Below are 23,587 nucleotides of genomic sequence, written 5' to 3'. Positions count from 1 at the left end.
CGCCGGGGCCGACCCGACGCGGCCCGCCCGCGGCCCGAGGCGAGCCCCAGCCCCGCGGGCAGCACGACCTCGATCCGCTTGCCGCCCACCTCGACGACGACGCGCTCGGTGCGCGGCTCCTCCGCCTCGGCCGGCGCCGCGGCCGGGACGGCAGAACCGCCGGTGCCGAGCGCGGCGACCGTCTCCGCGAAATCCGTCTCGATCCACCGCGTGTGCACGCCGAAGGGCTCGTCCGCGCTCGCCGGCACGAACGCCGGGGCGTCGAGGACCGCGCGGTGGAACGGCACGACCGTCGGGATGCCCACGACCTCGAGCTCCGCAAGCGCGCGCCGCGCGCGCTCGACGGCCTGGGTGCGCGTCGCGCCGGTCACGATCAGCTTGGCGATCATCGAGTCGAACGCGCCCGAGACCGTGTCGCCCTCGACCACGCCGCTGTCGACGCGCACACCGGGGCCGCCCGGGAAGCGCAGGCGCGTGATGCGGCCGGGGGAGGGCAGGAAGCCCGCCGCCGGGTCCTCCCCGTTGATCCGGAACTCGATCGAGTGGCCGCGCACGGGCACGGTGTCGTAGCCGAGTGGCTCGCCCGCCGCGATGCGCAGCTGCTCGCGCACCAGGTCGATGCCCGTGACCTCCTCGGTCACGGGGTGCTCGACCTGCAGCCGGGTGTTCACCTCGAGGAAGGACACCGTCCCGTCGCGTGCGACGAGAAACTCGCACGTGCCCGCGCCGACGTAGCCGGCCTCGCGCAGGATCGCGATCGACGCCTCGCGCAGCAGCGTCTCCTGCTCGTCGGTGAGGAAGGGCGCGGGGGCCTCCTCGACGAGCTTCTGGTGCCGGCGCTGGAGCGAGCAGTCCCGCGTCGAGACGACCACGACGGTGCCGTGCTCGTCGGCCAGGCACTGGGTCTCGACGTGACGCGGCGAGTCGAGGTAGCGCTCGACGAAGCACTCGCCGCGGCCGAACGCCGCGGTCGCCTCGCGCACGGCCGACTCGTACAGCTCGACGATCTCGTCGGCCTCGCGCGCGACCTTGAGGCCGCGGCCGCCACCGCCGAACGCGGCCTTGATGGCGATGGGCAGGCCGTGCTCGTCGGCGAACGCCTGGACCTCCTCGGCGCCCGTCACCGGGTCGCGCGTCCCCGCGACGAGCGGCGCGCCCGCGCGCTGCGCGATGTGCCGGGCGCTGACCTTGTCGCCCAGCGCGTCGATGGCCGCGGGCGGCGGGCCGATCCAGGTGAGGCCCGCGTCGATGACGGCCTGCGCGAACGCGGCGTTCTCGGCGAGGAACCCGTACCCGGGGTGGACCGCGTCGGCGCCCGACCGGCGCGCGACGTCGAGGAGCTTGGCGATGTCGAGGTAGGTCTCCGCGGCGCGCGCACCGCCCAGCGCGAACGCCTCACCGGCGACGGCGACGTGGAGCGCCTCCCGGTCCTGGTCCGCGTAGACCGCGACGCTCGCGATGCCGGCGTCGGCGCAGGCCCGGGCGATGCGGACGGCGATCTCGCCTCGGTTGGCGATGAGGACCTTGTGGATTCCGGGCACGGCTCACCGTAACGTCACGCGCCCCCGCCGTTCACTCACCGGCCCGCGCGCCCCGGAGCGTTGTACGGATCGGCAACCCGGCTCCGCCGCGGTTTGTGGGGATCAGCGACGCCACAGGGTGTGCAGCGGGACGCCGACCTCGGCGAGCAGCTCGCGCAGCAGCGGCAGGCTCAGCCCGACGACGCCGTGGTGGTCGCCCTCGATGCGGGTGACGAACGGCCCGCCGAGCCCGTCGACCGTGAAGGCACCCGCGACGGCGAGCGGCTCACCGGTGGCGACGTACGCGGCGATCTCGTCGTCGGCGAGGTCGGCGAAGTGCACGACCGTCGAGGACACGCCCCCGACCGTCCCGCCGCTGCCGCCGTCCTCGACGGGGCGCAGGTCCACGAGCCAGTGGCCCGTGTGCAGCACACCGCTGCGACCGCGCATGCGGCGCCAGCGCGCGACGGCGTCCGCCGCGTCGGCGGGCTTGCCGTAGGCCTCGCCGTCGAGCTCGAGCATCGAGTCGCAGCCGACGACGAGCGCGTCGTCGGCGTCCGGCAGGCCCGGCAGGTCTGCGAGGTCGCGGGCGGCCACGTCCTGCGCCTTGGCATGGGCGAGGAGTAGGACGGCGTCGGCCGGGTCGGGCGCCTGACCGGCCGCGCCCGCGGCGGCGAGCACGGCCTCCTCGTCGACGTCGGAGACCTGGACGACGGGCTCGAGCCCCGCCGAGCGGAGCAGGGCGCGGCGGGCGGGGGAGGCGGAGGCGAGGACGAGGGAGGTCACCGCGGCAGGGTAGCCGCGGTGCCTCCCTCGCTCTCGCCGTCAGGGTCCTGCGTCATCGGTTCGGCGTCGTCGGCGCCGTGCGTCAGGCGAGCGCCTCGCGCAGGACGTCGAGGCCCACCGACCCGAGCGCGAGCGCCCGCGCGTGGAACGAGCGCAGGTCGGGCTGCTCGCCGCGCTCGAGGGCGGCCGTCGACGCCTCGTCGCGCGCGGTCTCCCACAGCCGCTGGCCGATCTTGTAGGCGGGGGCCTGCCCGCCCCAGCCGAGGTAGCGGTTGAGCTCGAACCGCAGGAACGCCTCGGGCATGTTGACGTTGGCCTTGAGGAACTCCCAGGCCTTGTCGGCGTCCCACGTGCCGCCGCCCCAGCGCTCGGGGCACGGCATGCCGAGGTGCACGCCGATGTCGAGCACCACCCGGGCGGCGCGCATGCGCTGACCGTCGAGCATGCCGAGCCGGTCGCCCGGGTCGTCGAGGAAGCCGAGGTCCGCCATGAGCCGCTCGGCGTACAGGGCCCAGCCCTCGCCGTGACCGCTGACCCAGCAGGCGAGGCGGCGCCAGCTGTTGAGCGTCGCCCGCTCGTACACGGCCTGCCCGATCTGCAGGTGATGGCCGGGGACGCCCTCGTGGTAGACGGTCGTCTTCTCGCGCCACGTCGTGTGGGTGGTGACCTCCGGCGGGACGGACCACCACATGGTGCCCGGCCGCGTGAAGTCGTCGGACGGACCCGTGTAGTAGATGCCGCCGTTCTGCGTGGGGGCGATCCGGCACGCCAGGCGCAGCACCGGCTCGGGGATGTCGAAGTGCACCCCGTTGAGCGCGGCGACCGCGGCGTCCGACGTCTCCTGCATCCAGGCCTGGAGCGCGTCGTTGCCGTGCAGGATGCGCGCGGGGTCCTCGTCGAGCACCCGCACGGCGTCCTCGACGGTCGCGCCGTCGCCCGCGATCTGGGCGGCGACCGCCTCCTGCTCGGCAATGACGCGGTCGAGCTCCTCGAGGCCCCAGCGGTAGGTCTCGTCGAGGTCGACGCGTGCGCCGAGGAAGTAGCGCGACCAGAGGGCGTAGCGCTCGCGGCCGAAGGCGTCGGCCTCCGGCGCCTGGGCCATGAGCTCGTCGCGCAGGAAGGCGGCGATGCGCGCGTAGGCCTGCTTGGCGGCCGTCGCGCCCTCGGAGAGGTCGCGGCGGATCGCCTGGCACGCGGCCGAGTCGTCGAGCGCCGCGTCGACGGTCGCGCCGGTCGTGAACGAGTCGAAGAACGACCCGTCGCCCGCGAGCTCCTCCGCCTGGGCGACGCACTCGCGCACCTGGCGCACGGCGGCCACCCGACCGCGCGACGCGGCGAGCCGGAGCGACTCGACGACGCCGTCGGCGGCCCCGGGGAGCGCCAGCAGCCGGGCGGCGATGTTCTCCCAGTGCTCGGGGGTGGACGTCGGCATGACGTCGAGGATGTCGCGGAGCTCCTGGACCGGGGAGGCGATGTTGTTGAGCGAGCCGATCCACTCGTCGGCGTCGTGCAGCTCGAGCTCGAGGCCGATGCGCTCGCGCATGGCCGCGAGGGTGACCCGGTCGACGTCGTCCACCGGGTCGACCCGGTCGAGCTCGCCCAGCACGGCGCGCGCGGCGTCGGCCTGCGCCTGCCAGCCGGCGGGCGAGAAGTCGGTCATGAGGTGGTCGTAGCCGGTGAGCCCCATCGCGGTCGCGGCGAGGGGGTTCAGGCGGGCGATCGTGTCGACGTAGGCGTCGGCGATCGCGTCGATCGGGGTGGGCTCCCGGCGGGCCGGGGAGCCGGGAGCGGTGTGCTCGGCGGTGCGGTCGGTCGTCATGAGCCGACCCTAGCCACGGTCCGTGCGTGGGCGTCCACCTCGAAAGGCCCCTCCACCTCGATCCGGGCCCGCCACCTCGTTCCGGGCCTGCCACCTCGTTCCGGGCCCGCCACCTCGATCGGGGCCCTCTACCTCGAAAGGCCAGCCACCTCGATCCGGGCCCGTCACTCGGTCAGCGCGCGGGAGCTCTCGAGGACGGTCGTTCAGATCGGGTCGCCGAGATCGTCGCCGTCGACGTAGAACCAGCGGCCGCCGCGACGCTCGAAACGGCTCCGCTCGTGCAGGGCGCCGCCGTCGAAGCCGGCGACGAACTCCACGACCCCGGTCGCGTCGTCGGTGCCGCCGGCGTCGGTCGCCACGATCGAGAGGCCGGTCCAGACGATGCCTTCTCTCGAGCCCGAGCCCGAGCCCGAGCCCGACCCCGAGCCCGAGCCCGAGCCCCACCCCGACCCCGAGCCCGACCCCGACGCCGACCCCGGGCCCGAGCCCGCGTCCGAGCCGGTGCTCCCGCGGCCGAGGTCGAGGTCGGCGGGTCGGGTGCGCGGGTGCCACGTCGCGAGGAGGTAGTCGGACTCGCGCCGGACGAACGCCGCGTAGCGCGAGCGCATGAGCTCCTCGGCGGTCGCGGCGAGTGCCTCGCCCCGGTGGAGCCGGCCGCAGCACAGGTCGTACCGCTCACCCGATCCGCACGGGCACGCGCTCAGCAGCACCGGTCAGCGCCAGCCGCTCCAGCGCCACGCGTCCGGACCGGGGACGAGCGGTCCCGACGTGGGCCCGGCGGCCGCGCGCCAGCGATGGGCGGCCGCCTCGGCGGGTGACGTCGCGCCGTGGTCGTGGTCGCGGTCGCGCTCCGCGTGCCCGCTCGCGGAGGCGGCGAGCCCGGCCACGAGGGCGGCGAGCTCGACGTCGTCCGGCTCGCCCCGGACCACTCGCACGTCGGGCGTCACAGCGGGATGTTCCCGTGCTTCTTGGCCGGCAGGCCGGCGCGCTTGGTGCGCAGTGCACGCAGCGCGCGGACGATGTGCGTGCGCGTCTCGGCGGGGGCGATCACGCCGTCGACGTACCCGCGGTCCGCCGCCTCGTAGGGGTTGATGAGCGCGTCCTCGTACTCGCCCGTGAGCCGGGCGCGCTCGGCCTCGACGTCGCCGCCGGCGTCGGCGACCTTCTTGAGCGCGCCGCGCTGGAGGATGTTCACGGCGCCGCCCGCTCCCATGACGGCGACCTGGGCGGTGGGCCACGCGAGGTTGACGTCGGCGCCGAGCTGCTTCGAGCCCATGACGATGTAGGCGCCGCCGTAGGCCTTGCGCGTGATGACCGTGACGAGCGGCACGGTGGCCTCGGCGTAGGCGTAGATCAGCTTCGCGCCGCGGCGGATGATCCCGTTCCACTCCTGGTCCGTGCCCGGGAGGAAGCCGGGGACGTCGACGAAGGTGAGGACGGGGATGTTGAAGGCGTCGCACGTGCGGACGAAGCGTGCGGCCTTCTCGGCCGCGTTGATGTCGAGCGTGCCGGCCATCTGCATCGGCTGGTTCGCGACGACGCCGACCGGCCGGCCCTCGACGTGGCCGAACCCGATGAGCACGTTGGGCGCGTAGAGGGCCTGCACCTCGAGGAGCTCGCCGTGGTCGAGGACGTGCTCGACCACGGTCCGCATGTCGTACGGCTGGTTGTCTGAGTCGGGGACGAGGGTGTCGAGCTCGCGGTCCTCGTCGGTCACCGCGAGATCCGCCTCCTCGCCCGTCCACACGACGGGGTCGGTGAGGTTGTTCGAGGGCAGGTAGCCGAGGAGCGCCTTGACGTAGTCGATCGCGTCGTCCTCGTCGTGGCCGAGGTAGTGGGCGACGCCCGAGCGCGCGTTGTGCGTGTGGCCGCCGCCGAGCTCCTCGAAGCCCACGTCCTCACCCGTGACCGCCCGGATGACGTCGGGGCCGGTGATGAACATGTTCGACGTGCCGTCCGCCATGACGATGAAGTCGGTGAGGGCGGGGGAGTAGACGGCGCCGCCGGCGCTCGGGCCGAGGATGAGCGAGATCTGCGGGATGACGCCCGACGCGGCGACGTTGCGGCGGAAGATCTCGGCGAACTGGGTGAGTGCGGCGACGCCCTCCTGGATGCGCGCACCGCCCCCGTCCAGGATCCCGATGAGGGGGACGCCCGTGCGCAGCGCGAGGTCCATGACCTTGGTGATCTTCTGGCCGTGCGCCTCGCCCAGGGAGCCGCCGAAGACGGTGAAGTCCTGGCTGTAGATCGCGACCTGCCGACCGTCGACCGTGCCGTAGCCCGTGACGACGCCGTCGCCAGGGATGCGCTTGGCCTCGAGGCCGAACGCGGTGGACCGGTGGCGGACGAAGGCGTCGAGCTCGACGAAGCTCCCCTCGTCGAGGAGCGCCTCGATGCGTTCCCGGGCGGTCTTCTTGCCACGCGGGTGCTGCTTGGCGGCGGCCGCCGTGTCGTCGGCCGCCTGCGCGGTCCGTGCTGCGAGGTCGTCGAGCTTGGCGGCGGTCGTGTCGGTCACAGTCCCCGAGGGTAGTTGTCGGGTGTGCACATCCTCAGTGCCGGTCCCCACGGCGTGGCGGCGCGCGCTTGTGCGGAACCCGACAACCGACGTCGGCTTGGTCATGCCACGCGCTCCCCGGCGTCCACCGGGTGAGGGTCCGGCCCGTCACGGCCCGGTGGCGCGACCGGACGGCCGTCCCGGTACGCGAAGCGGAAGCCGTGGTTGACGGCCTCGATCCGGAGATCTCTGCGGTGCACCTCACCGTGGTGGTACCAGCACAGGAGGATCCCGTTGGCGACCGACGTCGGACCACCGCGGTCCCACCACCGGATGTGATGCACCTCGCCGAGGTTCGGCGGGGCGGCGCACCCGGGGTACTGGCAGCTCCTGTCCCTCGCGATCACCGCTCTGCGGAGCTGCTTCGTGTAGGTCCGTTCCGCGCGTCCGACGTCCAGCACGTGGCCCTCGGGTCCGAAGACGATGCGCGTCACCGCGCTGTCGCAGGCGATCCGCTCGAGCACCGACCGGGGGAGTGGCTCGCCCGAGTCGAGCTGTGCCGGCGCGACGAGCGCCACGGAGGCGTCGGCGGCTGCGGCGGTCCGGCCGGTCGAGGCGTCGGCGCCTGCCGCGGGTCGGCCCGTCGAGACGCCGTCGCTCCTTGAGCCACCGAGCGAGTCGCCGGCCTCGAGCGCGGCCTCTCGCGCGGCCTCGCGCTCTGCGGCCTCGGCGGCGAGGCGCTCGAGCGACTCGAAGGACACGTGCACGCTGAGGTGCGGGCGGATCTGCGCGCCCTTCCCCGAGAGGCCCTTGTCGAGGACGAGGCGCGCCACGCCTGCGAGGGCCGCGGCCTGGCGCTGCTCGATCGACCGGTCGTCGTCCTTCGCGGGGACGCCCGCCACCGCACGCACCGCCGTCGTGAGGACCTCGCCGTTCTCGTGCGTGAGGAACCCCGTGACCGCGAGGCCGTCCCGGCGCCGGCTGAACGCCAGCGACTCGCGCACCACCGCGTCGGTGTGGTCGCGCTCCGCGGCGGGGCCGTCGACCGCGATCGCCCAGCCCTTGGTGACCTTGCGGAACTCGTCCACGCCGAGGCGCCTGGCCTGCGCGAGCAGGAAGGCCTCGTTGCGGTCCGGGAGGCCGCTCGCGAGGGCGGCCCGACGCGCCTCGGACGTCGTGACCTCGGCGAGGGCGTCGAGGTGGCCCCGCGTGATCTCGCCGCTGACGATCGCGGCCCGCGCACCCGGCAGGTCCTCGATCGCGCGTCCGACGCGCAGCTCACGGCTCGCCTCGCCGTAGGCGATGCCCTCGCGGCGCGACGCCCACCCCGCCGCTGTCCGGTCCGCCCCGCCGGTGGCCCAGCGGCCGTCCTGCTCGACCGCTGCGAGCAGCGTCGCCGACGCGAGCTGGACCTGGTCGCCGACGACCCGCAGCACCCGTCGCGCGGCCGCGGCCTGTGGGCCGTCGAGGTCGCGGAGCGGCATGGCGGCGACCCGGGCGGACGCGGCGCGCAGGACCGCGAGGAGCTCATCGAGCTCCTCGACCTGCTCCACCGCCTGCGCCAGCACCCGTCACCCCTCGCCGTTCCCGCCCGACCCGTCCGCCGTTGGAACAACTGTACGAATGTCCACAGGGGCGAGGCGAGGTCCGCGCGAAATCTGTGGATGACGGATCTGGAGGCGGACGTCGAGTGGTGCCTCGACGGCCCGACGGCATCACCGGTGCGGCGAAGCGCGCTGCCTCCGCCGGATAGCGTGGGCGCGTGCCTGTGTCGCCCACCGAGTCCGCCGCCTCGGCCTCGCCCCCTTCGCGGCCGCCGGCGCCGCTCGACCCGGCCGCCGTCGTCGCCGCACTCCCCGCGGCCGGACGCGTCGTCGTCGTCCAGCGGACGGAGTCGACGTCGACCGACCTCGCGGCCGGCGCCCGGACCGAACCCGGCGCGTGGCCCGACCGCTCCGTGCTCGTCGCCGACCACCAGGCCGCGGGTCGCGGACGCGCCGGGCGGACGTGGACGACGCCGCCGCGCGCTGCCCTCACCGTCTCGGTGCTCCTGAGGCCGGCCGTCGGGGCGGACCGGCTCGGCTGGCTCCCGCTCCTCGCCGGGCTCGCGACGGTCCGGGCCGTGCGCGAGGTCACCGGGGTCCCGGCCGCCCTCAAGTGGCCCAACGACGTGCTCGTGCCGGCGCCCGACGGTGCCGAGCAGGCCGGCTGGGGTGCGTGGCGCAAGGTCGCGGGTCTCCTCGCCGAGGTGATCGTGCCCGACCGCCCCGACCGCCCCGACCGCCCCGACCGCCCCGACCGCCCCGACCGCCCCGACCGCCCCGACGCCCCCGACCGCTCCGACCACCACAGCGCCCCCGGCGCGACGCCCGCCCCGCCCGCGGTCGTCGTGGGCATCGGCATCAACGTCTCGCAAGACGCGGACGCCCTGCCCGTGCCGACCGCGGCCTCGCTGCGCACGGTCGGGGCGCAGGTCGACCGGACGGAGCTGCTGGCCGCCCTCGTGCGGCATCTCGTCGCGCTCGACGACCGCTGGCGCGCCGGGGACCCGGCCCTCCCGGCGGAGGTCAGCGCTGTGTGCGTCACCCTCGGCACCGCCGTCCGCGTCGAGATGCCCGGCGGGCGAGCGGTCGTCGGTACGGCCACGGCGCTCGCCGACGACGGCGCGCTCGTGGTCACGGACGCCGCCGGTCGCCGTCACGAGGTCCATGCGGGCGACGTGCACCACCTGCGCGTCGAGCCCGACCCGTCACGGTGACGCGTGGCACCGGCGCGTCGCCCGGACGCGCCCGCCACGCACGGTGACCTCCGGACCCCAGGGCCGCGCCGGTCCGGCGATAGCCTGACGACGTGCCACCCGAGAGCGTCGACCCAGGCCGCGAGCCGGCCGAGTCGTCGACGCTCACCCGGCTCGAGGAGCAGCTGCTGGGCGGCCCGCGGACGCTGACGCTCGCCCAGGTCGCCGATCGCCTCGACGCCGACGTCGAGGACCTGCGGCTCTTCTGGCACACCCTCGGCCTGCCGACCGGCCCGATCGACGCGGTCGAGTACGCCGAGTCCGACGTCGAGGTCCTCGCCTCGCTGCTCGAGGCCCGCGACCGCTACGAGCTCTCGCCGCGCGCGACCGTCTCGCTCGTCCGCTCGATCGGCCACACCACCGACCGGCTCGTGCTCTGGCAGGTCGAGGCCCTCGTGGAGCACCTGACCGACCGCTACGGGCTCGACGACACGAGCGCCCGCATCGCCGTGCTCGACCGGGTGACCGAGATCGCGCCGCTCCTCGAGCGCCAGCTGCTGCACGCCTGGCGCCGGCAGGTCGTGGCGATCGCGGGCCGGTTCGCGCAGGAGTTCGGCGGTGCGCACACCACGGGCGACGGCGACCAGCTCCCGCTCGCGCGCGCCGTCGGCTTCGCCGACATCGTGTCCTTCACGACCCGCACCGCAGCGCTGGGTGCGCACGAGCTCGCCGAGTTCGTCCAGACCTTCGAGACGCGCGCACGTGACGTGGTCACGGCCGCGGGCGGACGCGTCGTCAAGACCATCGGCGACGCCGTCCTGTTCGTCGCCGACGACCCAGGGCTCGGCACCGAGGTGGCGCTCGGGCTGGCGAGCGCGTTCGGCGTCGACAGCCCCACGCCGGTGCGCGTCGCGCTCGTCTGGGGCCGCGTGCTGTCCCGGTTCGGCGACGTCTTCGGCTCGGCGGTCAACCTCGCGGCCCGCCTCACCGAGCAGGCGGAGCCCGGCACCGTGCTGCTCGACGAGGCGACGGCGACGGTGGTCGAGCAGTCGGTACCGGGCGTCGTCCTGACGCCGCAGGACGAGCGCGAGGTGCCCGGCCTCGGCCGGCTGCGTCCCGTCCGGATGAGCCGCGCGGACGACGGCGACGCCTGAACCGACCGCGCCGACCGGGTCCGCCCGGCGCGACGCCGCCTCAGCCACGCGGTGCGCGGATCAGCCCGGCTGGGTCTCGTCGTCGGCGTCCGGCAGCCGCTCGACGAGCTCCGGGCCGTTGGTCCGCACGGAGTTCACCGCCGTCGAGACGGGCGTGGCGACGAGGCGGGGGGCCGGGTCCTGCAGCAGGTCGACGGCCTCGGCCGCGTCCGTCCGGTGCGGGTCGAGCCACGCCGCCCATCGCTCGCGGCCGAGCACCACGGGCCGGCGGTCGTGGATCTCGGCGAGCACGGGGTCGTCGGTCGGGGCGCCGCCGGTGATGATCGTCATGGTCACGAGCCAGCGGTGCGGGTCGTCGTCCGGGAGCGACCTGTCCCGCCAGAACTCGTAGAGCCCCGCGAAGGCGAGCGGCGAGCCGTCGTCGGCGTGGATCCAGAAGGGCTGCTTGGGGGTCTTGGCCGGCGATCCCGCCGGCGGCTTGCGCCACTCGAAGTACCCCTCGGCCGGCACGAGGCAGCGCCGCGCGGCCGCAGCCTTGCGGAACGCCGGCTTGTCGACGAGCGACTCGACGCGCGCGTTGATCATCCGCGAGCCGACGGACGGGTCCTTGGCCCATCCCGGGACGAGGCCCCACCGCGCGAGCCGCAGGGAGCGGACGACGTCGTCGGGCACCTCGTCCTCGCCGTCGGCGGCCCTCGGCGCACGCTCGACGACGACGCGGACGGCGTCCGTCGGCGCCACGTTCCACGACGGCGGCAGCAGCGCCGCGTCCTCGGCGATGTCGTCGGGCTCGATGTCGAAGGTGTCCGCGAGGTCCTGCGCCTCCCGGAACGCCGCATAGCGTCCGCACATGGGAGCAGCATGCCCGCCCCCTCCGACAGCCACATGCGCCCGAGCGTGCGTGACGGGGAACACGTCCGATCGGGGCTGAAAAGACGTGCCGGTCGAATCGATTCGTCCTAGACTCTTCCGGTGACGATCCCCACCCCTCGGAGAGCTCCCGTGACCGCCCCGCGCGAACGTACGGCGGGCTTCGTGCTGCTCATCGGGCTCCTCACGCTCCTGCCGGCAGTGACCACGGACATGTACCTCCCGTCGTTGCCCGACGTCGCAGCCGACCTCTTCACGACCGAGGCCGCGGCGCAGTTCACGATCACGGGCATGCTCATCGGCGGCGCCATCGGCCAGCTGCTCGTCGGTCCGCTCTCGGACCGCCTCGGCCGCCGCCTGCCCGTGCTCGTCGGGGTGAGCCTCCACGTCGTCATCTCGCTGCTGTGCGTCGTCGCCACGACGATCGGCCAGCTCGCGACCCTCCGCGTGCTGCAGGGCCTGGTCAGCTCCGGCGCGACCGTCGTCGCGATGGCCTGCATCCGGGACCGCTACACGGGCGCCGACGCGGCGAAGCTCATGTCCCGCCTCATGCTCGTGATCGCCGTCGCGCCCCTGCTCGCGCCGACCGCGGGCAGTGCGATCGCGGCCGCGTGGGGCTGGCGTGCGGTGTTCGTCGCGCTCGCGCTCCTCGCCGCCGTCCTCGTGGTCGTCGTCGCCCTGTTCCTGCCCGAGACGCTGCCGGCCGAGCGCCGGACGGCGCACGGGATCGGCTCGTCGCTGCGCGGCTACGGCCAGCTGCTGCGCGACCGCCGGTTCGTGGCGCTCGCTGTCATCCCGGGCCTCGGCATGGCGATGATCATGAGCTACGTCGCCGGGTCGCCCTTCGTGCTCCAGCAGGAGTACGGCCTGTCGACCTCGCAGTTCGCCCTCGTCTTCGCGATCGGCGGCACGTCCATGGTCACGGGGTCGCAGGTCAACGCGGCGCTCGTGCACCGGGTCGGGCCCGCGCGCCTCCTGCGCGCCGGGATCCCGGTGACCGTGCTGCTCGCGGCCGGCCTCGTGGGTGTGGCGGCGACGCACCTCGGCGGGATCGTCGGGCTCGTGGTCGCCCTGTGGCTCACGACGGCGGTGCTCGGCTTCGTGATGTCCAACGCCTCGGCCCTCGCGCTGTCGCGGCACGGCGAGCGTGCCGGCACCGCGGCCGCCACGATCGGCTTCCTCCAGGCGGGCCTCGCGGGTGCCGTCAGCCCGCTCGTCGGCGTGCTCGGCGGTGACGCGGTCGCCATGACGGGCGTCATGCTCCTGAGCATCACGGTCGCCCTCGTCATCCTCGCCGTCGGCACCCCGGCGTACCGCCGCGGTGGCTGGGTCGAGATGGGCGCCGAGCGACGCGTCGGCGAGCCGGCCGTCCCCGCCGACCAGGCCGCGATCGCGCACTGAGTCGGCGCGCGCCCGCCGGCGGTCGCGTGCTCGGCGTCGCGCGGCCCGTCGAGGCGGTCCCGGCGTCCGCTCCTAGGCTGGGGGACATGACCTCAGCAGCCGCAGGTCGCTGGCTCGACGTCGCGCGGGCGGCCGGCCTCGTGGGGGCGGACGGCGTCGTCCGCCCCACCGTCTTCGCCGAGATGTCGGCGCTGGCCGAGTCGACCGGCGCGATCAACCTCGGCCAGGGCTTCCCGGACGTCGACGGCCCGGCGCACGTCGCCGAGGCGGCGATCGAGGCGATCCGCGCCGGGCGCAACCAGTACCCGCCGGGGCCGGGCGTACCCGAGCTGCGCGAGGCCGTCGCTGCGCACCAGGAGCGCCACTACGGGCTGCGCCTCGACCCGGTCACCGAGGTGCTCGTCACGGCGGGGGCGACCGAGGCGCTCGCGGCGGCGGTCCTCGCGCTCGCCGGCCCGGGGGACGAGGTCCTCACGCTCGAGCCGTACTACGACTCCTACGCGGCGGTGATCGCGATGGCGGGCGCGACGCACGTCACGGTCGGCCTGCGCGCGGAGCCCGACGGCTTCCGCCTCGACCCCGACGAGCTCGCCGCGGCGTTCGGCCCCCGCACGCGGCTGGTGCTGCTCAACTCGCCCCACAACCCGACGGGCACGGTCCTCGAGCCCGCCGAGCTCGAGCTCGTCGCGCGGCTCGCCCGCGAGCACGACGCCGTCGTCGTGACCGACGAGGTCTACGAGCACCTCACGTTCGACGGGGCGCGGCACGTCCCTGTCGCGACGCTGCCCGGCATGCGGGAGCGGACCCTGACGATCTCGTCGGCGGGGAAGACGCTCTCCTTCACGGGCTGGAAGATCGGCTGGGTCACCGGGCCGGCGGGGCTCGTCGCCGCCGTGCGGACGGTCAAGCAGTACCTCACCTACGTCTCCGGGGCGCCGTTCCAGCCCGCCGTCGCGCACGCGCTCGCCGACCCGGACGGCCGCACGGCGGCCTACGTCCGCGAGCTCGCGACGTCCCTCGCGCGCCGCCGCGACCTCCTGTGCACCGGCCTGGTGGCGGCCGGCTTCGACGTCGTCGTCCCCCGCGGGACGTACTTCGTCGTGGCCGACGGGGCGGCGCGCTGGGGTGAGGACGGGGTCGAGACGTGCCGCCGCCTCGCGCACGAGGTCGGGGTCGTCGCCGTCCCCGTCTCGGCGTTCTGCCGCACGGGCTCGCCGACGGCCGAGGCCCTCCGCCCGCGCGTGCGGTTCACGTTCGTCAAGCGGGACGACGTGCTGGTCGAGGCGGTGCGCCGGCTCGGGGGCTGACGTCAGCCGCCGGCGACCTGGGCGGCGCTCGCACCCGTGAGCCGGCTGACGAGGCGGACGGCGTCGTCCCAGTACCGCGCGTAGTGGTCCGGGTCGGCGTTGCGCTGCACCGCGTGGGCCACGGCCGTCGGCGCCATCGCGTCCCTGCCCTCGACGCGCTGCAGGGCGCGGAAGAAGCTCTGGGCGCTCGCCGTCGGGTCCATGCGCTGGGCGAGGGTGCCCCACGCGCCGTTGTCGCGCTGCTGGAAGAGCCCACGGCTGTCGGGTCCGGCCGTGTCGCCGTGGTCGAGCACGCGCAGCGACGACTCGCCGATCGCCGTCATGACACCGATCGCCTGGTCGCGCAGCGACAGGCCCATGCCACGCCCCGCCTCGGCGACCGCGGCGGCGTTGCCGACCTGCTCCGCGGTGAAGCCGGGCACGTCGGGCAGTGCGCCCGAGCGGTGGACCTCGTCGGCGAGCGTCGCGGCGAAGGCGGCGGACGACGACGGCCCCGCGGTCGTCGCGCTGTCGCGTGCCGCGGGTGGCGTCGCGGTGCGGGGCGCGAGCATGGCGAGGGTCTGCTGGATCGCGGCCATGCGCTGGCCGATCGCGGCGATGCCGTCCATGCGTCACTCCGTCCCGTCCGGTCCCCGGCCTCATCGGCCGACGGCGGCGCGAGCTGAGCCGTGGCAGGTGCATCGCCGTCCGCTGCGCGAGGATCGCGGGGCCGGACCGGACAGACAGGAGCACGCCATGGACTTCCCCCGCTTCGACGTCGAGGGGCAGGTCGCCCTCGTCACGGGCGCCGCCCGAGGGCTCGGCCGCGCGATCGCGCTCGCGCTCGCGCACGCGGGTGCCGACGTCGCGCTCGGCCTGCGCGACGTCGAGGCCGACGGCGGCGTCGCGACCGAGGTCGAGGCGCTCGGGCGTCGCGCGCTGCGGCTGCCGATGGACGTCGCGGACGTCGACCAGGTCCGCGCCGCCGTCCGGCGGACGGCGGACGAGCTCGGCGGGCTCGACATCCTCGTCAACAACGCGGGGATCGCGCCGGGCTCGATGGCGATCGACGTCACGGAGGACCTGTTCGACGCGACGCTCGCGCTCAACGTGCGCGGCACGTTCTTCGCGGCGCAGGAGGCGGCACGGGTCATGCGCGAGCGCGGTGGGGGCCGGATCATCATGATCGGATCGCAGGCGGGCGAGGTCGCGCTGCCGGGCGAGACGGTCTACTGCATGACCAAGGCCGCGATCGCGCACCTCACCCGGTGCCTCGCCGTCGAGTGGGGTGAGCACGGCATCACGGTCAACAACGTCGCCCCGACGTTCATCCGTACCGACGGCACGGCGCCGGCGCTCGCCGACCCCGCGTTCGAGGCCGACGTCGTCGAGCGCATCGCCGCACTGCACCGCATCGGCGAGCCGATGGACGTCGCAGGCGCGGTGCTCTACCTGGCGTCGCCCGCGGCCGGCCTCGTCACCGGCCACACGCTGCTCGTGGACGGCGGCTGGACGGCCCGCTGACGCGCCCCCGCGTCGTGCGAGCGACGCAGCCCTTGACGGATCGCCCGCCCGGCGGTCCAGTGGGACCGACCCGGCGCCGGTCGTCGGGCGAGCTCGGAGGTGTCGCCGTGAGAGGGGTGCGGACCGGGTACCGCCTCGCGTACCGCCTGGGGTTCACACCCTGGGAGTCGTACGGCCGGATCGCGTCGTCGAGCGTCGGCGCTCTGCTCGACCGGGAGACCGCGGACCGGCCGTCCGACGGCGCGCCGGGACGTGCGCTGGACCTCGGGTGCGGACGTGGCCAGAAGGCGGAGGAGCTCGTCCGTCGCGGGTGGGAGGTCGTCGGCGTCGACGTCGTCCCCGCAGCGGTGGACGCCGCGCGGGAGCTCGGTCTCCCCGACGCGACGTTCGTCGTGGGGGACGTCACCGACCTCGGGTCGCTCGACCTCGGGTGGTTCGACCTCGTCCTGGACATCGGCTGCTTCCAGCACCTCGACGCCCGGCAGCGCGTCGCGACCGGGGACGGGGTCAGCGCACTCGCTCGTCCCGGCGCGACCCTGCTGATGCTCGAGTTCCAGGCGACCCGGCTCCGGTCGCTCGTCGGGGGCGTCACCCGCACCGAGGTCGAGGCGGCCTTCCCCGGCTGGCGGATGCTCTCGGTCGAGCCGGCACCCACGGCGGGTCTCGGATGGCCCATGAGCACCACGGCGCCCCAGTGGTACCGGTTGCGCCGCGACCGCTGACCCGTGCGGCACGGCCGCCGCGGCCTCACGCGGCCGCGGCCGCCGTGCGGAGGTCGGCGACCAGGGCGTCGAACGCCTCGCGGTAGCCGTCCTTGCCGCGCAGGCGCAGCACCGCGGACGGGTGCGTCGTCACGACCACCGCGTCGGCGGCCGGTCCGGCCTCGTCGCCCGTGAGCAGCGTGCCGCGGACCTCGGTGACCTTGACGTCGTGGCCGAGCACGCCGCGAGCGGCGGTCCCGCCCAGGCAGACGACGACGCGCGGCCGCACGACGCCGAGCTCGGCGAGCAGCCACGGGCGGCACGCCTCGACGTGCACGGCGCCCGGCTTCTTGTGCAGGCGTCGCTTGCCGCGCTCCTCGAACCGGAAGTGCTTGACGGCGTTGGTGACGTAGACGTCGTCGTGCGCGATGCCGGCCGCCTCGAGCGCCTCGTCGAGCACGCGGCCGGCCGGCCCGACGAAGGGCTCTCCCTGACGGTCCTCCTGGTCGCCCGGCTGCTCGCCGACGAGCAGCAGCCGCGCCGTCGACGGGCCGTCGGAGAAGACGGCCTGGGTCGCGGGCTGCCACAGCTCGCAGCCGCGGCAGTCGTGCACCGCGGACCGCAGCGCGTCGACGTCGGCGTCCGCCGGCACCCAGTGCTCGGCGCCCGGGCGCTCGACGTCCGCCGCGCGTGCCATCAGCCCGCCGTCGGCCAGGTCTCGCGGGCGGCCAGGTCGGCCGCCGCACCGGTCGGTGTCCCCGGCCGAGGGAGGGCGAGGCGGTCCAGGTCGAGGTCGACCCGGGTGCGACCCGGCCCGACGCCCAGCAGCTGCGCGAGCCGCAGGGCGTCGAACGGTGCGTGCACCTTGACGTCGTTGTCGAAGTAGACGACGACGTCGCGTCCGTCGGCAGCCCAGGCGGCGATGCGCTCGGCCCACGTCGCGAGCGACGCGTCGTCGTACCCGCTCACGTAGAGCTCCTCGCCGCCGTGGAGCCGTACGTAGACGAGGTCGCTCGTGACGTCGAGCATGAACGGCCACTTCCCGGCCGTGTCGGCGACGACGAGGCCGACGTCGTGCGAGCGCAGGAGGTCGACGAACGCGGGCGTGACGAACGTCGGGTGGCGCACCTCGAGCGCGTGCCGGATCGGTCGGTCGGCCGTCGTCTCGGTGAGCGCGCGGCCCTCGAGCCGCTCGTCGTGACCGCGGGCCAGCGCCGCCGCGGCCGTCGTCGTCCGCGGCAGGAGGTCGAAGAAGGCCGCGAGCCGTGCGGCGTCGTAGCCCAGCATCGGCGGGAGCTGCCACAGCACCGGCCCGAGCTTGTCCTCGAGCGCGAGGACGCCCGACGCGAAGAAGTTCGCGAGGGGCTGCTCGGCGTTGCGCAGCTTGACCATGTGCGTGATGAACCGGCCGCCCTTGACCGCGAAGGCGAAGCCGGGCGGCGTCGCGGCGTACCACTGGCGGTAGCTCTCGGGCCGCTGCAGGGCGTAGAACGAGCCGTTGACCTCGACGCTGCCCATGAGGCTCGCGGCGTGGGTGAGCTCGAGCCGCTGCGGCAGCTTCGGCGGGTAGAACACGCCGCGCCACGGGGCGTACCGCCACCCCGAGATGCCGATCCGGACGTCACCGCTCACGCGCCCACGGTAGGCAGCCCCTGCCCGTCCCGCGCGTCGGTCGCGCCTGCGACGGAGGTCCGGTGTCCGGGCCGCTCGACCGTCACTACGGTGGACCTGACACCGACCTGCAGGAGGACGCGCGTGACCACGGCACCCATCGACCCCACGACGACGAGCGCCTGGGCCGAGCTGGTCGCACACCGGGACGCGACGACGCCCGACCTCCGCGCGTGGTTCGCCGCGGACCCGGAGCGCGCCCAGCGGCTGTCGTTCGAGGTCGGGGACCTGCACGTCGACCTCTCGAAGAACCTCGTCACGGACGAGACGCTCGTCCTGCTCGTGCGGCTCGCTGAGGAGGTCGGGCTCGCCGCGCGGCTCGAGGCGATGCTCGCCGGCGAGCACATCAACGTGACCGAGGACCGGGCGGTGCTGCACACCGCGCTGCGCCGGCCGCCGGGCGCCGAGCCGCGGCTCGTGGTCGACGGGCAGGACGTCGACGCCGACGTGCAGGGCGAGCTCGAGAAGGTCTTCGCGTTCGCCGACCGGGTCCGGTCGGGGGAGTGGACCGGCGTCACGGGCGAGCGCATCCGCACGGTGGTCAACATCGGCATCGGCGGCTCGGACCTCGGGCCGGTCATGGCGTACGAGGCGCTCAAGCCCTACGTCGCCGAGGGCGTCGAGCTCCGGTTCGTGTCCAACATCGACCCGACCGACGTCGCCGAGACGCTCGCAGGGCTCGACCCGGCGACGACGCTGTTCGTCGTGGCGTCCAAGACCTTCGGCACGCTGGAGACGCTGACGAACGCGCGGCTCGCGCGCGCCTGGCTGTGGCGCGAGCTCGCCGCGGCGGGTGCGATCGAGGACTCCGACGACGCGCGCTCGGACGCCGTCGCCAAGCACTTCGTCGCCGTCTCGACGGCGCTCGACAAGGTCGCGGCGTTCGGCATCGACCCCGAGAACGCGTTCGGCTTCTGGGACTGGGTCGGCGGCCGCTACTCGGTCGACTCGGCGATCGGGACGTCGCTCGCCGTCGCGATCGGGCCTGACGCCTTCCGTGACTTCCTCGCCGGGTTCCACGCGGTCGACGAGCACCTGCGCACGGTCCCGTTCGAGCGCAACGTGCCGGTCCTCATGGGGCTGCTCAACGTCTGGTACGTCAACCTGCTCGACGCGCACACGCACGCCGTGCTGCCCTACGCGCAGCACCTGCACCGGTTCCCGGCCTACCTGCAGCAGCTGACGATGGAGTCCAACGGCAAGAGCGTGCGCTGGGACGGGTCGCCCGTCACGACGCAGACCGGCGAGGTCTTCTGGGGCGAGCCCGGCACCAACGGGCAGCACGCGTTCTACCAGCTGATCCACCAGGGCACGCGCGTCGTCCCGGCCGACTTCATCGCGGTCGCGACGCCGGCGCACCCGCTGCGCGACGCCGACGCGGGCGACGTCGACGTGCACGAGCTGTTCCTCGCGAACTTCTTCGCCCAGACGAAGGCGCTCGCGTTCGGCAAGACGGCCGACGAGGTCCGCGCGGAGGGGACGGCCGAGGAGATCGTCCCGGCCCGCGTGTTCGACGGGAACCGGCCGACGACGTCGATCATGGCGCCCGCGCTCACGCCGTCGGTGCTCGGCCAGCTCATCGCGCTCTACGAGCACATCACCTTCGTGCAGGGCGTGGTGTGGGGGATCGACTCGTTCGACCAGTGGGGGGTCGAGCTCGGCAAGGTGCTCGCCAACCAGATCACGCCTGCGGTCGCCGGGGACGCCGAGGCGCTCGCCGCGCAGGACCCGTCCACGCGAGCCCTCATCGAGTACTACCGCGCGCACCGCCGGCGCTGAGCCGCCGCCCTCGTCGCCGGCCCGACGGGTTCGCGGGCCGACCGGGCGGCAAGGGCTCAGTCGTCGAGGTGGTACAGCCGGTTCGCCGGGTCGAGGACGCGCACGAGCGTGAGCATGATCGTGGAGAGCTCGGTGACCTGCTCGGGCGTCAGCGCGTCGACGACGAGCCGCCGCACCTCGTGCACGTGGCCGGGTGCGCTCGCGACGACCTTGTCCCAGCCCTCCTCCGTGAGCCGCGCGAGGGTGGCCCGGCGGTCGGCCGGGTCGGGCTCGCGCCGCACGTAGCCGTCGCGCTCGAGGCGCGTCACGACGTGCGACAGGCGGGGGAGGGTCGCGTTCGTCGCCGACGCGAGGTGCGACATGCGCAGCACCCGGTCGGGCGCCTCGGAGAGCATCGCGAGCAGCAGGTACTCGTAGTGCGTCAGGTCCGAGTCGCGGCGCAGCTGCGCGTCCAGCGCACCGGGGAGCAGCTCGATCACGGCCTGCAGGCGCATCCAGGCGACGAGCTCGTCACGGCTGAGCCAGCGTGTCCCGTCGCTCATCGTTCCCCCGGGCCGGCGTGCGGGCGAATGGTTGACATGACAACAACTGTAGCGCTACGTTGAAGTTGTTGCTTCAACCATTCGTCAGTCAGGAGCGGACCATGACCTCGATCTCCATCATCGGCGCAGGGAACATCGGTCAGGCGGTCGCCGGCATCGCCGCGGCGGGCGGCCACCAGGTGCAGCTGATCGCCCGCGACGCCGCGAAGACGCAGGAGGCGGCGCAGGCCTCCGGCGCGACGCCCGCCACGATCGGTGAGCCCCTCACGGGGGAGGTCGTCGTCCTCGCGGTGCCGTACCCGGCGGTCGCCGACGTGCTCGCGGCCTACGGCGACGCGCTCGCGGGCAAGGTCGTCGTCGACCCGACCAACCCGCTCGACTTCAGCACGTTCGACTCGCTCGTCGTCCCTGCGGACACCTCGGCCGCGGCCCAGATCCAGGCCCAGGCGCCCGGCGCGCGCGTGCTCAAGGCGTTCAACACGACCTTCGCGGCGACCCTCGCGAGCCGGTCGATCGGCGGGTCGCCGACGACGGTGCTCATCGCGGGTGACGACGCTGACGCCAAGGCGCTGCTCGCCGACGTCGTGCGGGGAGGCGGGCTCGAGGCGGTCGACGCGGGCGCGCTGTCGCGTGCCCGTGAGCTCGAGGCGCTCGGCTTCCTCCAGCTGACGCTCGCGGCCGGCGGCACGATCCCGTGGACCGGTGGGTTCGGCCTCGTGCGCTGAGCCGCCGGCGCCGCTCGGCGGGCGGGCATGACTAGCGTGGGCGGTGGCCGGGTGGCCACCGCCCACGCGTGCGTCTCGAGGAGGTCGACGATGTCCGAGGAGGACGCGCCGGTCGGGGACGCGCCGGTCGGGGACGCGCCGGTCGGGGACGCCGCGGTCGCGGACGGTCCTGTCCCGGCTGTGCCGGCCGGCTCCCGCATGCCGCCCGCCCCGCCCAGCACGCGGGTCGACCGCTGGACGTGGGCGGCCCGCCTGTTCCGGACGCGCGCGCTCGCGGCCGCGGCGTGCCGGGCCGGACATGTGCGCGTCAACGGCGACCGCGCGAAGCCCGCGACCACCGTGCGACCGGGGGACGAGATCCGGGTCCGGGCGGACGGCGTCGAGCGCATCGTCGAGGTGCGGCTCGCGGTGGAGAAGCGGGTCGGCGCCGGTCTGCTGCCGGCCGTCATGGTGGACCGCACGCCGCCCCCGCCGCCGCGCTCGGAGCTCGTGGCCGTGCCGGTCCGGGACCGCGGCGCGGGCCGCCCGACCAAGCGTGAGCGCCGCGACATCGACCGCCTCAGGGGACGCTGACGGACCGCTGGTCGCGACCGCGCCGGGACGGCCGGCCTACTCGGGCGCGAGCGTGAGGAAGTCAGCGAGCAGCGGGCCCGCCGTCGCGGCGCCGGACTCGCCGTCCTCGACGAACACCGCGACCGCGAGGTCGCCCTGCACCGCGACCATCCACGCGTGGTTGCGGAGGCCGTCGGCCGACTCGAACTGCGCCGTCCCCGTCTTGGCGATGACGTCACCGCCGGGGAGCCCCGCGAGGGCGGAGCCGCCGCCCTCGGTCACGACGGCGCGCATGAGGTCGCGCAGGGCAGCCGCCTCCTCGGGTGTCAACGGGTCGGCCTCCGCGGCGGGCGGCGGCTCGGCGCCCACGAGCCACGGCGTCACGGTCCGCCCGGCGGCCACGGAGGCGGCGACGGTCGCCATCGCGAGCGGCGACGCCTGCACGCGCCCCTGGCCGATCATCGACGCCGCGTGGTCGGTGCCCGTCGAGTCCTGCGGGACGGCGCCGAGGAACGCGGGGAAGCCGAGGTCGCGCTCGACACCGAGGCCGAGCGACGCGGCCGCCGCGGCGAGCGCGTCGGGCGGCGCCTGGTCGCGGAGGCCGATGAACGTCGCGTTGCACGAGTTGGCGAACGCGGTGCGCAGGCTCACCTGACCGAGCGCGGACCTGGGGTAGCCCGGCACGTTGTCGAAGGTCCGGCCCTCGACCGTGATCCCGTCGCTGCACTCGACCACGCTGTCCGGCGTCAGCCCGGTGCGCAGCAGGGCGAGCGCGCTGACCACCTTGAAGACCGACCCGGGCGCGTAGGTGCCGAGGGTCGCGCCCGACCAGCCCGCGTTGCCCGCGCCGTTGGCGACGGCGACGACGGCACCCGTGGACGGCCGCAGCGCGACGATCGAGCTCGCGACCGTGACGTCGGTCAGGGCGGACTCCGCCGCCTCCTGGAAGGGGCTCGCGATCGTGGTGACGAGCGGCTCGCCGGGCACCGGCTCGCGCTGGAACAGCACGCGCTCCTGCTCGGTGTCGGACGCCGTGGCCAGCACGGAGACGCCCGGCAGGCCGCGGAGCTGCGCGTCGTACTGGCGCTGGAGGCCGGAGAGCCCGACCGTGTCGCCCGCGAGGACGGCGCCGCCGGACGCCTCGATGATCTCGGCCGTCGCCGGCCCGGCCGTGCCGAGCACCTCGCGCGCGAAGCGGCGGGACGGCGCGAGCGGCAGCACGTCCGGCACCGCGTTGGCCCCCGGGAGCGCGCCGAAGTCCTCGAGCGACACGACCGGCGCCGCCGTCCGCACGACGAGGCCCTCGACGAAGGCCTTCTCGCCCGCGGCCGCCACGCGTCCCGCGAACTCGGCGGGGTCCAGCCCCAGCACGGTCGCCATCGCCTCGGCCGCCGCCTGGTGCTCGGACGGGTCGAGCCGCGTCTTGTCGAAGCCGAGCCGCACCACCTCCCGCGGCTCGACCAGCACCTCGTCGCCGGACGACCCGAGGATGCTCGCGCGCTCGGCCGGTGTGTCGCGGCGCAGGCTCAGCGCCTCGGTCTCGCGCAGGTCGGGGGCGATGAGGAACGTCGACCAGTCGACCAGCCACTCGCGCTCGACGAGCTCGAGCCGTGCCGTCGTGGTGTACGTCCACGCCTCCCCCGTGACGCCGGGGGCCAGGGCGCCCCCGGCCGCCTCGTCGTCGGCCGCCTCGTCACCGGCCGCCGGTTGCTCCGTCCCCGCGCCGCCGTCCGCACCGGGCATCGCGTCGACGGACCACGTGTGCGTCAGGACGGCGCGGGCGGTCCCGGCCTCGTCGTCGACCGTGATATCCCCGACCTCGACCGACGGGCGCAGCGGGGCGAGCCCGCCGACGGCGGCCGTCAGCTGGGCGGACGCGTCGTCGACGTCGGTCCCGTTCAGGGGCACGTCGGCCAGGTCCCCGCTCGCGAGCCCGGCCGCGAGCGCCTCGACAGCGGCGTCGGGCGTCGGGTCCGGCGACGTGCACGCGGTGAGCCCCGCGGTCGCGGTGGCCGCGACCGCCAGG

22 protein-coding genes are annotated in these 23,587 nt (G+C 75.0%); 9 read left to right on the top strand and 13 right to left on the bottom strand.

Annotated features, from left to right (window positions below; translation table 11 throughout):
• From ICW40_RS14225 to ICW40_RS14195, 7 genes are all read right to left on the bottom strand, one after another.
• Positions 1-1,541 (bottom strand): acetyl-CoA carboxylase biotin carboxylase subunit (locus ICW40_RS14225; RefSeq protein WP_221654672.1); only part of this gene is annotated, 1,541 nt, incomplete at its 3' end.
• 102 nt (positions 1,542-1,643) lie between these two features.
• A complete protein-coding gene (locus ICW40_RS14220) occupies positions 1,644-2,306 on the bottom strand; it encodes a Maf family protein (RefSeq protein ID WP_221654671.1) in 663 nt (220 codons plus the stop codon).
• A gap of 82 nt (positions 2,307-2,388) precedes the next feature.
• A complete protein-coding gene (locus tag ICW40_RS14215; RefSeq protein WP_221654670.1) occupies positions 2,389-4,125 on the bottom strand; it encodes a DUF885 domain-containing protein in 1,737 nt (578 codons plus the stop codon).
• Between the two features lie 203 nt (positions 4,126-4,328).
• Positions 4,329-4,835, bottom strand: coding sequence for a YchJ family protein (locus ICW40_RS14210; protein ID WP_308121815.1), 507 nt, complete (start codon positions 4,833-4,835; stop codon positions 4,329-4,331).
• A gap of 3 nt (positions 4,836-4,838) precedes the next feature.
• Positions 4,839-5,072, bottom strand: coding sequence for an acyl-CoA carboxylase epsilon subunit (locus ICW40_RS14205; RefSeq protein ID WP_221654669.1), 234 nt, complete (start codon positions 5,070-5,072; stop codon positions 4,839-4,841).
• The gene (locus ICW40_RS14200) at positions 5,069-6,640 is read right to left on the bottom strand and encodes an acyl-CoA carboxylase subunit beta (RefSeq protein WP_308121814.1); all 1,572 of its coding nucleotides are present in this window, start codon (positions 6,638-6,640) and stop codon (positions 5,069-5,071) included. Before ICW40_RS14200 ends, ICW40_RS14205 begins: the two co-directional genes overlap by 4 nt.
• Before the next feature lie 101 nt (positions 6,641-6,741).
• Positions 6,742-8,187, bottom strand: a complete 1,446-nt coding sequence (locus ICW40_RS14195; RefSeq protein WP_221654667.1) for an HNH endonuclease signature motif containing protein — start codon at positions 8,185-8,187, stop codon at positions 6,742-6,744.
• Positions 8,188-8,381: 194 nt separating this feature from the next.
• Between ICW40_RS14195 and ICW40_RS14190 the strand changes: the two genes are divergently transcribed.
• Positions 8,382-9,377: a biotin--[acetyl-CoA-carboxylase] ligase gene (locus ICW40_RS14190; protein WP_308121813.1), complete on the top strand. Its 996-nt coding sequence runs from the start codon at positions 8,382-8,384 to the stop codon at positions 9,375-9,377.
• Positions 9,378-9,469: 92 nt separating this feature from the next.
• Complete coding sequence (locus tag ICW40_RS21615; protein ID WP_308121812.1) at positions 9,470-10,510, top strand: adenylate/guanylate cyclase domain-containing protein; 1,041 nt, start codon at positions 9,470-9,472, stop codon at positions 10,508-10,510.
• 60 nt (positions 10,511-10,570) lie between these two features.
• On the opposite strand, the gene ICW40_RS14180 is transcribed toward ICW40_RS21615, so the two are convergent.
• On the bottom strand, positions 10,571-11,362 hold the full coding sequence (locus ICW40_RS14180; protein WP_221654666.1) for an SOS response-associated peptidase: 792 nt from the start codon (positions 11,360-11,362) through the stop codon (positions 10,571-10,573).
• A 120-nt stretch (positions 11,363-11,482) separates the two neighbouring features.
• On the opposite strand from ICW40_RS14180, the gene ICW40_RS14175 reads away from it, so the two are divergent.
• Together ICW40_RS14175 and ICW40_RS14170 are read left to right on the top strand one after the other, a co-directional pair.
• A complete protein-coding gene (locus tag ICW40_RS14175) occupies positions 11,483-12,781 on the top strand; it encodes a multidrug effflux MFS transporter (protein WP_308121811.1) in 1,299 nt (432 codons plus the stop codon).
• A gap of 86 nt (positions 12,782-12,867) precedes the next feature.
• Positions 12,868-14,088 carry a pyridoxal phosphate-dependent aminotransferase gene (locus ICW40_RS14170; protein ID WP_221654665.1) on the top strand — a complete coding sequence of 407 codons (1,221 nt, stop codon included), beginning with the start codon at positions 12,868-12,870 and terminating at the stop codon, positions 14,086-14,088.
• A gap of 2 nt (positions 14,089-14,090) precedes the next feature.
• Here the strand turns inward: ICW40_RS14170 and ICW40_RS14165 are convergent, their stop codons facing one another.
• Entirely contained in the window at positions 14,091-14,696 is a 606-nt protein-coding gene (locus tag ICW40_RS14165; RefSeq protein ID WP_221654664.1) for a hypothetical protein, read from the bottom strand.
• Positions 14,697-14,823: 127 nt separating this feature from the next.
• Between ICW40_RS14165 and ICW40_RS14160 the strand changes: the two genes are divergently transcribed.
• Together ICW40_RS14160 and ICW40_RS14155 are read left to right on the top strand one after the other, a co-directional pair.
• Positions 14,824-15,591 (top strand): SDR family NAD(P)-dependent oxidoreductase, encoded by a 768-nt coding sequence (locus tag ICW40_RS14160; RefSeq protein ID WP_221654663.1) that lies wholly within the window; start codon positions 14,824-14,826, stop codon positions 15,589-15,591.
• Positions 15,592-15,698: 107 nt separating this feature from the next.
• The gene (locus ICW40_RS14155; protein WP_308121810.1) at positions 15,699-16,313 is read left to right on the top strand and encodes a class I SAM-dependent methyltransferase; all 615 of its coding nucleotides are present in this window, start codon (positions 15,699-15,701) and stop codon (positions 16,311-16,313) included.
• Between the two features lie 25 nt (positions 16,314-16,338).
• On the opposite strand, the gene ICW40_RS14150 is transcribed toward ICW40_RS14155, so the two are convergent.
• Both ICW40_RS14150 and ICW40_RS14145 read right to left on the bottom strand, forming a co-directional pair.
• On the bottom strand, positions 16,339-16,989 hold the full coding sequence (locus ICW40_RS14150; RefSeq protein WP_221654662.1) for a UdgX family uracil-DNA binding protein: 651 nt from the start codon (positions 16,987-16,989) through the stop codon (positions 16,339-16,341).
• Positions 16,989-17,924: a DUF72 domain-containing protein gene (locus ICW40_RS14145; RefSeq protein WP_221654661.1), complete on the bottom strand. Its 936-nt coding sequence runs from the start codon at positions 17,922-17,924 to the stop codon at positions 16,989-16,991. Before ICW40_RS14145 ends, ICW40_RS14150 begins: the two co-directional genes overlap by 1 nt.
• A 123-nt stretch (positions 17,925-18,047) precedes the next feature.
• Here ICW40_RS14145 and pgi point away from each other — a divergent pair, with 123 nt between their 5' ends.
• A complete protein-coding gene (gene pgi / locus ICW40_RS14140; protein WP_221654660.1) occupies positions 18,048-19,742 on the top strand; it encodes a glucose-6-phosphate isomerase in 1,695 nt (564 codons plus the stop codon).
• Between the two features lie 56 nt (positions 19,743-19,798).
• Here the strand turns inward: pgi and ICW40_RS14135 are convergent, their stop codons facing one another.
• Positions 19,799-20,284, bottom strand: coding sequence for a MarR family winged helix-turn-helix transcriptional regulator (locus ICW40_RS14135; protein ID WP_221654659.1), 486 nt, complete (start codon positions 20,282-20,284; stop codon positions 19,799-19,801).
• Positions 20,285-20,385: 101 nt separating this feature from the next.
• On the opposite strand from ICW40_RS14135, the gene ICW40_RS14130 reads away from it, so the two are divergent.
• The gene (locus ICW40_RS14130) at positions 20,386-21,009 is read left to right on the top strand and encodes an NADPH-dependent F420 reductase (RefSeq protein WP_221654658.1); all 624 of its coding nucleotides are present in this window, start codon (positions 20,386-20,388) and stop codon (positions 21,007-21,009) included.
• Between the two features lie 90 nt (positions 21,010-21,099).
• Positions 21,100-21,582: an RNA-binding S4 domain-containing protein gene (locus ICW40_RS14125; protein ID WP_308121809.1), complete on the top strand. Its 483-nt coding sequence runs from the start codon at positions 21,100-21,102 to the stop codon at positions 21,580-21,582.
• Between the two features lie 36 nt (positions 21,583-21,618).
• Here the strand turns inward: ICW40_RS14125 and ICW40_RS14120 are convergent.
• On the bottom strand, positions 21,619-23,587 hold a 1,969-nt coding region (locus ICW40_RS14120; protein ID WP_308121808.1), incomplete at its 5' end, for a penicillin-binding transpeptidase domain-containing protein.

This window comes from Actinotalea ferrariae, assembly GCF_019733465.1.
Lineage (GTDB): Bacteria > Actinomycetota > Actinomycetes > Actinomycetales > Cellulomonadaceae > Actinotalea > Actinotalea ferrariae_A.
The sequence above is the reverse complement of the archived record's forward strand: the minus strand, read 5'-3'. Positions and strand labels throughout refer to the sequence as shown.